Annotated in this window: 7 protein-coding genes and 3 pseudogenes; 5 read left to right on the forward strand and 5 right to left on the reverse strand. The window is 66.0% G+C overall.

The annotated features are described in order from the left end of the window. Positions 1-170: 170 nt before the first annotated feature. Positions 171-1,925 (forward strand): DUF4158 domain-containing protein, encoded by a 1,755-nt coding sequence (locus CXY80_RS00815; RefSeq protein WP_104131215.1) that lies wholly within the window; start codon positions 171-173, stop codon positions 1,923-1,925. Between the two features lie 11 nt (positions 1,926-1,936). Here the strand turns inward: CXY80_RS00815 and CXY80_RS19845 are convergent. From CXY80_RS19845 to CXY80_RS00835, 5 genes and pseudogenes are all read right to left on the reverse strand, one after another. Continuing rightward, positions 1,937-2,143: pseudogene (locus CXY80_RS19845) on the reverse strand (Tn3 family transposase); the annotation flags it as partial. 147 nt (positions 2,144-2,290) lie between these two features. Next, positions 2,291-2,791: pseudogene (locus CXY80_RS19850) on the reverse strand (Vms1/Ankzf1 family peptidyl-tRNA hydrolase); the annotation flags it as partial. Continuing rightward, entirely contained in the window at positions 2,788-3,087 is a 300-nt protein-coding gene (locus tag CXY80_RS00825) for a hypothetical protein (protein WP_146070609.1), read from the reverse strand. The pseudogene CXY80_RS19850 and the gene CXY80_RS00825, both read right to left, overlap by 4 nt. Then, the gene (locus CXY80_RS00830; RefSeq protein ID WP_104131217.1) at positions 3,068-3,277 is read right to left on the reverse strand and encodes a hypothetical protein; all 210 of its coding nucleotides are present in this window, start codon (positions 3,275-3,277) and stop codon (positions 3,068-3,070) included. The genes CXY80_RS00825 and CXY80_RS00830 overlap by 20 nt, the downstream gene beginning before the upstream one ends. Before the next feature lie 96 nt (positions 3,278-3,373). Further along, complete coding sequence (locus CXY80_RS00835) at positions 3,374-3,766, reverse strand: PPC domain-containing DNA-binding protein (protein ID WP_199182193.1); 393 nt, start codon at positions 3,764-3,766, stop codon at positions 3,374-3,376. A 278-nt stretch (positions 3,767-4,044) separates the two neighbouring features. On the opposite strand from CXY80_RS00835, the gene CXY80_RS00840 reads away from it, so the two are divergent. From CXY80_RS00840 to CXY80_RS19860, 4 genes and pseudogenes are all read left to right on the forward strand, one after another. Beyond that, entirely contained in the window at positions 4,045-4,275 is a 231-nt protein-coding gene (locus CXY80_RS00840; RefSeq protein WP_104131220.1) for a hypothetical protein, read from the forward strand. Between the two features lie 76 nt (positions 4,276-4,351). Then, positions 4,352-4,765 carry a DUF2267 domain-containing protein gene (locus CXY80_RS00845; RefSeq protein ID WP_104131221.1) on the forward strand — a complete coding sequence of 138 codons (414 nt, stop codon included), beginning with the start codon at positions 4,352-4,354 and terminating at the stop codon, positions 4,763-4,765. Between the two features lie 43 nt (positions 4,766-4,808). Continuing rightward, a pseudogene (locus CXY80_RS19855) lies at positions 4,809-5,126 on the forward strand (thiamine pyrophosphate-binding protein); the annotation flags it as partial. A 341-nt stretch (positions 5,127-5,467) separates the two neighbouring features. After that, complete coding sequence (locus CXY80_RS19860; protein ID WP_233194753.1) at positions 5,468-6,637, forward strand: thiamine pyrophosphate-dependent enzyme; 1,170 nt, start codon at positions 5,468-5,470, stop codon at positions 6,635-6,637. The last annotated feature ends 693 nt before the right edge of the window (positions 6,638-7,330 follow it).

Raw genomic sequence — 7,330 nt, forward strand, 5'->3', positions numbered from 1 at the left:
CGACCACTGCGAATCAGTAAGGAAAACGGTGCGAGTCACATCTAAATGCTCTCACAACCAACCCACTGGGTTAAGAGACACGCCCTAGATGCCTGTTGGGGGCGAGTTGGCGTGATTGGTCGTTCCGATGGGGCTCGTTTTGCGTTCCTTCGGGGGCGTAGGTTCGTCAGATGCCGGTGGAGTTTCTGACTGATGATGAGGTCGCTGCGTACGGGCGGTTTATTGGTGCGCCGTCGCGGGCGGATCTGGAACGCGTGTTCTTCCTGGACGACGAGGATCAGGCCTTGGTCGCTGCCCGGCGTGGTGAGCATTCTCAGCTCGGGTTCGCGTTGCAGCTGGTGGCGGTCCGTTGGCTCGGGACGTTCCTGGAGGACCCTGTGGATGTGCCTGTCGTGGTGCTGGACTTCGTCGCTGAGCAGCTGGGGGTTGATGACTCGTCCCGCGTGGACGAATACACAAGCCGGCGGACGACGGCGTTCGAGCATCAGCTGCTCATCCGCCGCGTGTACGGGTGGGTGGACTTCACGGTCGCGGAAGCGGACTTCGTTGCGTGGGTGTCGGCGCGGGCCTGGACATCGGGTGACGGGCCGAAGGCGATCTTCGCCGACGCGTTGGGCTGGTTGCGGCGTCGCAAGGTACTGCTTCCCGGGGTCAGCACCTTGGCGCGTCTGATCGCCCGGCTCCGCCAGGAGGCCGCCGAACGGTTATGGGGCGAGTTGGCGGCGTTGGTCACCAGCCGCCAGCGACGTCTCGTGGAACAGTTGTTGGAGGTCCCGTCCGGGTCGCGGGTCTCGGACCTCGAGCGGTGGCGCAAAGGAGTGACACCGCGCGCTTCGGGTCCGTCGATCATCAAGGCGTTGGACCAGGTCGCTGAGGTCACCGGTCTGGGGCTGGCGAGGATTGGCGTGGAGGACATGGTGCCGCAGCAGCGGCTCGATGAGCTCGCGAAGTACGGAATGCGGGCGGATGCCTCGATGCTGCGCCGGCACCCGCCCGGCCGTCGAGTGGCGACCCTGTTGGCCACGGTGCGACATCTGGAAGGTAAGTCCATCGATGACGCCCTGGAGTTGTTCGACCTGTTGATGGTCACCGAGTTGCTGAACAAGGCCCGAAGCGCCTCGGACAAAGACAAGGTTCGCACACACCCGCGGCTGGCAACGGCGTCAGCGCGGCTCGCCGCCGCGGTGGAGGTACTGTTCGCCGCCGAGGGGTGGGGCGAGCAGGCCCGGATCGGGCAGATCTGGAAGGCCATCGAAGAAGTCGTCTCCCGAGAGCAGGTTCGTGCCGCGTTGATGGTGGTCAGCGAGAACGCGCCTCCCGTTGACACCGATGAAGGCGATGACTGGCGCGCCGAGTTGGTCAAACGCTTCCCGACAGTATCGGGGTTCCTGAAGCTGTTGACACAGGTCATCACCTTCGGGGCCAACGCCGAAGGTGCGCCTGTGTTGGCGGCGATGACAGGGGTGGCGGACGTCCTGGCCCACCGCAGCCGGTTGGCTGCTCCGCTGATCGGCGCGCACCTCATCGAGGTTTCTGTCGTCAGCGGTCCGTGGCGGCGACTGGTGTTCGGGCATCCGGGCTATGAGGACGACGCGGTGAACCGGCACGCCTACGCACTATGTGTCTTGGAACGGTTCTGGAGATGCCTCAAACGGCGGGAGATTTTCGCGGACATGTCCACGAAGTGGCGCAACCCGCAGGCTGCGCTCCTGGATGGTGAACGGTGGCAGGCGATACGGTCCGACACGCTCACCGCGCTCGGACTGCCGGAGTCCCCGGACGCGCTTTTGGCCGAGCATGCTCGCGCCCTTGATGACACCCTGCGGGAGGTCGGTGGGCGGCTCGCCGCCAATGTCGACGCTCGCGTCGATGAGGACGGCAAGATTCACCTCACCGGTCTTAAGGGGTGGCTTGTGAATTCGTGAAATATCCGACGTTAGCGGCGGGGGGAACGTCGCAGTGGTCGGTAGGTACCGGGCTTGTGGGTGGCGCGGGACCATGTGTAGTTGCCGGTGAGGTTGATGTGTTCCCAGCTCAGGGGTGAGAGGTAGCGGAGCAGCTCTGGTGATGGCGGGGTGTCGGTGCCGTTGAGGGTGGTGATGGCTCGGTCGAGGTAGACGGTGTTCCAGAGGACGATCGCGGCGGGTTCCGTGGCGATCCACGGAGGGCCGTCAGGTGCGAGCAGGGATCGTTCGTCGCGGCGCGGGTCGAGCAGCAGCGTCTCGACCTGCGCCTGCTGGAGGGCGTGCACGACCGGGCCGAGACCTCTCTCGCCGCGTCGGCCGCCCCCGGTCGCGGAACGAGCGAGCACGTCCTGCCGATCGCGTTCCAGTTCCTCTTCGAGCCGGATGTCGATCTCTGCGTCGAGCGCCTCGGACGACGCTCCCGCGGCGCGGGTGTGGGTCGGTACCTCGACGACGCGGTCGAGCGATTCCGGAGCCAGGTCTTCGAGGAGCAGTTCCCGAGCGCGCACGTCGCCCGAGACGATCACTAAGGCCGGCTCGTGCTCGCGAACCATTCGATCAACGGTATTGCCCACCTCTTCGGCGTTGGCGCGCCAGACCTCCTCCGTGGCCCGCTGGTAGCGGGCGTGCGACCAGCCGCCTGCTTGTACCTTGGACAGGAAGTCGGTCCGGCCCTCGACCGCGGTGGTGTCATCGACCGCCTCGGGGCGCCCGTGCGACAGACGCAGCCGCCCGCCTTCACGCCCCACCTCCACGATCAGGAACGGGACGTCTTGGGCGCGTTCCCGCAGGAGCGGGACGATGCGCGGCACTCGACCGTGCGTCACGACCTCCGGCCCGATCCGCGCCCCGGGGTGGAACTCGTCCAGCTCGACCGTACCGTACCGTCCCGCACAAGGATGGTCTGGCTCGAAGGGGCGGGCGGACCGTCGTCGGTCAGCAGCTCCAGCGCCACCTCCACGTCCGGCTCCGGTGTACCGGCCCTCAGCATCCGATCGCGGATCGACGTCCGGCGCGCATCCCGCTCGGGCGCGGGTGACCCGTCCGGCCCATCGATGTAGAGCGTTGTCCAGGTTCCCAGACGGGTGAGCAGGTCGGCGAGCTCAGCCATGGGTTGAGCCATCGGGCGGCTCGTGACGGAATGCCCGATCCACCTCGGGTGCGTCGGTGTCGTCGGGGAGGGGCTCGGTCTCGCGGAACGGCTCGGCGTGCGGCGTGCCATGTCCCTGCGTCATCCCGCGAGTCTCCTGTTTCAGCTGGTCGTCCAGCTCTGAGCCGTGCGTGGTGTTTCCTCGTTCTCCGCTCTCGTCCATATCAAAACGCTAGGCGCGCGGCGAACGGGGCGTCGCCATTCCCATCGAACACACAGGATGTAGGGGCTTCCTGTGCGCGGCAGGGACGGTTGCCGGTCAGGGGCGAATCAGTGCGAGCCCGGACTCGGGATCGATTCTCTTACGAATCGGTTCGGGGGTCGCCGTAAGGATCACCTCGCACGTCGGTCGCACTGTTGCCGACTGCACGTGGCCACCGAGCACGCGCCCGTCTGCGAGAGCGACTGCGGCGTGCGCATGCAGTTGTGGCTCGCCGTCTCGCTCGGCGATGTCGCCATTCAGCGAGACCAGCTCCACCTGCTCACTCAGATCCACGGACGTGCGGTATTGCTTGATATCCCACTCGAAGTAGGCCAGCCCAACGGACGAGAAGGCGCCGATGGCACGAATCGAGGCACCGAGGATTTGTCGCTCGCGGGCGAAGGAGGTGAGGGACTCGACGATCTCCTCATCGGTGTCGAGAACGATCACCCACGTAGTCTCGGGAGCCTCCAGTCGATCTACACGCATCTGTGTTGCCCCTGCCGGATACGCGGGTGAGAACCGTGACCTGTCCCGAGCGGCGAAAGGCTCCAGCGGTACGAAACCATCTGGAGCCTTTCTATGCGATCTGTGGTTTTCACCTCTTCTCGCAATTCGACGCTACGCCGCCTGCAGCAGGGACGCAACCCCGTTGCGTTGGCTTCGACATGTTCCTACGGTGGAGTGAATATCTGACAGGTGACACGACGCGATAGATGGGAAACGAGATGGCGAACGAACCGGAGAGCCCCGTACGGGATAAGAACTACAACCTGATCTGGGCACTGGAAGCTTCCTTGCACAACATCTGGAAGCTGGAGACCTACATCCAGGACGCGGAGGAAGAGGGTGACAGCGAGCTTGCGGAATGGTTCCGCAAGATCCAGCACAACAATCGCAAGGCCGGCGATCAGGGCAAGCGGATGCTGGCTGAACGACTCCAACGCGAGGAGACCTGACCCCAAGTCGTTCGACACTCGGGCGCGCGACCCTCGATGTGCTCGGGTCAGGTGGCGCGCAAAGAAGGAAGTGATGATGGACGAGGACACACTGATGGGCCAGGTGCAGAACCGGGCCCGGCTCGGCACTCGCGCAAATGCGGAGCGTGCAGTTCGCTCAACGCTTGAGACCCTTGCCGAGCGGATACCCGCTGGGCTCGCCGACAACCTTGCGGCGCAGCTTCCCCACGAGGTGGGCGAAAACCTTCGGCGGGTGGCAGACGACCCATCGCATGAGTCAGTCGAACGGTTCGACCGCGACGAGTTCATCCATCGGATAGGCCACCGTGCTGCCGTCGATGATCCGCAGGCTGCCTACCTCGCACGAGTCGTCTTCGAAGTGATCGACGAAGCTGCCAGTCCTGTCATGGACACAGTTCGAGGAGTACTGCCCGAAGACCTGCAGCAACTCACGAGCGCGGGCAGCTCGGGCAAACTCGACGAGCCGTGAGCCCGGCCCTGTTCCGCATCGGCCCGAGCCCACGGGGCGCGCGATGACGGAGAAAAGCGAGCACCAGGGACTCACAGTTTCTGACATCATCGTGCGGCGGTTGCAGGACTGGGGGGTCGCGCGGGTCTACGGCTACAGCGGCGACGGCATCAATGGCCTCCTCGACGCACTCCGGCGTGCGAACGGCACACCGACGTTCATCCAGGCGCGTCACGAGGAAAACGCCGCGTTGATGGCGGTCGGCGAGGCCAAGTACGGCGGCACAGTCGGCGTACTCGTTTCCACCCAGGGACCGGGAGCGGTGCACCTACTCAACGGCCTCTACGATGCCAAGCTCGACGGGGTCCCCGTGGTTGCCCTCGTCGGGCAGCAGCACAGGAGCGTGCTCGGCTCCGGCTACATGCAGGAAGTCGACATCGCAACCCTCATGGCGGACGTCGCCGTGTACGTCGCTCAGGTCTCATCCGCTGAGCAGATCCCAATGGTGATCGACCGCGCCTTCCGCAAGGCGCTAAGCCGCCGCGGTCCGGCTGTCGTCATCCTTCCCCACGATGTCCAGTCCGCGGACGCCCCCGAGCACCCCCACGAGCACGGCGTCGTCGTGACGAGCGCCACATACTCCGCTCCGGAGGTGCGGTCCAGCTCGGATCAGCTCCGCGCCGCAGCGGAGCGGAGCTGCTTTCAGTCGGCGAGCGACCCGTCATGCTTGTCGGGCGTGGCGCCGCCGAAGCGAAAGAGGCCGTCATCGAACTCGCCGAGTCGCTCGGTGCAGCTATCGTCACCAGCCTTCTCGGCAAGCCATACGTCGATGAGAGCCATCCGCTGGTGGCGGGAACGATGGGACATCTTGGTACCACCGCAAGTGCCGAACTTCTCGGCGAGTGCGACGGCCTCCTCATCGTCGGCTCTAACGACCCCTGGACAGAGTTCTATCCGGCACCAGGCCAGGCACGTGCCGTGCAGATCGACATCGACCCCGCCACCATCGGCAACCGCTATCCCGTCGAAGTAGCGATCACGTCGGATGCCGAGCCCGCGCTGCGCTCGCTACTGACGCTGGTACGCCCGAGAAATCGGGAGCGTTGGAGCTCGCGAGTGCACGACGCCGTACGCCGTTGGCATCGCATCCGCGTGGCGCGTGCCGAGGTCGATGCAGATCCTCTGAACCCCGAGGCCGTAGTCATGGCTCTCAACGGCCGACTCCCCGGCAATGCCGCCCTCGCACTCGATGTCGGCAGCGTCGTCTACTGGTACGCCCGCCAACTGCAGCTTCCTCCCGGCGTTCAGGCGCACGTGTCATCCACCCTGGCGAGCATGGGATGCGGGCTGCCCTACGGCATCGCAGCGAAGCTGACGGACCCCGCCCGGCCAGTCGTGGTCCTCGCTGGCGATGGTGGAATGCAGATGACAGGAATCGCCGAACTCGTGACTGTCGCATCGCGGTGGCAGGACTGGCCCGACCCGCGTTTCATTGTGGCTGTGTTCGACAACGGAGACCTCGCCGAAGTGAGTTGGGAGCAACGCGAGATGGAAGGCTCGCCGCGATTCCCGGCGAGCCAAGCACTTCCAGCCTTCCCCTACGCCGAGTATGCCCGCATTATCGGCCTCGCCGGCGAGGTCGTGAGAATGCGGGATGACCTCGGCGACGCCTGGGATCGCGCATTCGCGAGCGATCGTCCCTACGTCCTTCATTTCCGCACCGATCCCGCCGTTCCGCTCCTACCGCCGTTGAGCACCGCGGGGAAGAAGATCGACGTGATGCGCGCGGCGCTCGAGATCGAGCGGTCGGAAGGTGGCGGCATGGCGGCGCGGGCGCTTCACCTCCTTGAGGAATACGTCGCGATCGAACGTGACGACTCGAACGGCGGATGACGCTGAGCGAATTCCTCGCTTCGTCAGGACTCGGATCTAACGCGGGGCGTTTGCAGATCGGGGAGTACGCTGCCGTAGCGGCTGGCTCTCTCATGCCCGGCCGCGGAACGCGGCCATCGTCGTCCGCGTGCCCAACGCTCGAGCGCTTCGCTCACACCCCGACGGTGCTCGAGTAGGGAGATGGAGGCGCTTCGCCGAGGCCGACGATGATGGCTCATCATCGGTCGGGTCGTCGCGCCCGCCCTATGTCGGCTCGTCGCCGACCGTCGAATTGCCGTCGCTCGGCACGCTCACGGCGGGGGCGCCTGCCGTCTCCTCGCGCCTGCCCTCCTGGGCTTCGAACTCCGAGTCCCCGCGTCCTCCGCCGCGGAGCGGTCCGACTTCGGCGGGACGACCTCCTCCGTGGTGTTCGAGGCCATCTGACCATCCGCAGTGGGCATCACCTGATCGTTCATCAGACCGTCGGAGTCGTTGGGCTGGCTGCCCTCGGGGCCGAACATCGCCATCAGAGCAGCGCGTGCCCGGGGGAGCTCCCGGTGCCGCCGGTCTGCGGCACCGAGTGGGCGTCCGGCTCGTCTGGCGCCGCCGCGGGCGCAGTTTCGAACGGTGCGGCTCCCGAGCCGGGAGTCGGCCGAGGGGCGTCCGACGCCGCGGGCGACGGAGATGCCGGAGATGCCGACGACGGCGCGGCGC

It is taken from the genome of Cryobacterium sp. M91, from assembly GCF_002929615.1.
Classification (GTDB): Bacteria; Actinomycetota; Actinomycetes; order Actinomycetales; family Microbacteriaceae; genus Cryobacterium; species Cryobacterium levicorallinum.

Excerpts from the sequence above, each read along its gene's own strand:
- CXY80_RS00815 (WP_104131215.1), top strand. The coding sequence starts at position 171 with ATGCCGGTGGAGTTTCTGACTGATGATGAGGTCGCTGCGTACGGGCGG.
- CXY80_RS00825 (WP_146070609.1), bottom strand. The coding sequence starts at position 3,087 with ATGGCTCAACCCATGGCTGAGCTCGCCGACCTGCTCACCCGTCTGGGA.
- CXY80_RS00830 (WP_104131217.1), bottom strand. The coding sequence starts at position 3,277 with ATGGACGAGAGCGGAGAACGAGGAAACACCACGCACGGCTCAGAGCTG.
- CXY80_RS00840 (WP_104131220.1), top strand. The coding sequence starts at position 4,045 with ATGGCGAACGAACCGGAGAGCCCCGTACGGGATAAGAACTACAACCTG.
- CXY80_RS00845 (WP_104131221.1), top strand. The coding sequence starts at position 4,352 with ATGGACGAGGACACACTGATGGGCCAGGTGCAGAACCGGGCCCGGCTC.
- CXY80_RS19860 (WP_233194753.1), top strand. The coding sequence starts at position 5,468 with ATGCTTGTCGGGCGTGGCGCCGCCGAAGCGAAAGAGGCCGTCATCGAA.